Consider the following 451-nt stretch of genomic DNA (forward strand, 5'->3'; position numbering starts at 1 on the left):
TTCGGCCGGCGGCACACCGAAGGCGTCCTTGACGTGGACGACCCCGACGACGTCGTCGACGTCCCCGGGGACAGCCGGGACGCTCCCCGGGCCCGGCGGCTCGGCCGCGTGCCCTCCCCCTCCGGAGCCGGCGCAGCCTCGGCGGCCGGTGACGCCTGCGTGGCCGGTGACGCCTGCGTGGCCGGTGACGCCTGTGTGGCCGGCGCCTGCGTGGCCGGCGGTGGCGCGAGCGGAGCCCGGGTCCCTAGCGGTACCCGAATCCCGCTGGGAGGCGGTGTCAGAGGTGCCACCGGTGCCACCGGTGTCAGGGGTGCCATCGGTGTCGGAGGCGCCGGCGCCAGGCGCGGCGGTGCCGGTGGGGCGCAGGACGGGGAAGCGGGAGCGGCCTGATTCCCCGGTGACCCGGAGCAGTTCCGTGACGCTGTCGTCGGCGTGCAGCGCGACCACCCGC

General features: G+C 77.4%; 1 pseudogene. It reads right to left on the reverse strand.

What is annotated here, in order from left to right:
* A pseudogene (locus AC5LSR_RS22460) lies at positions 1-451 on the reverse strand (hypothetical protein); the annotation flags it as partial.

The organism is Protofrankia sp. CiP1_Cm_nod4, assembly GCF_982290645.1.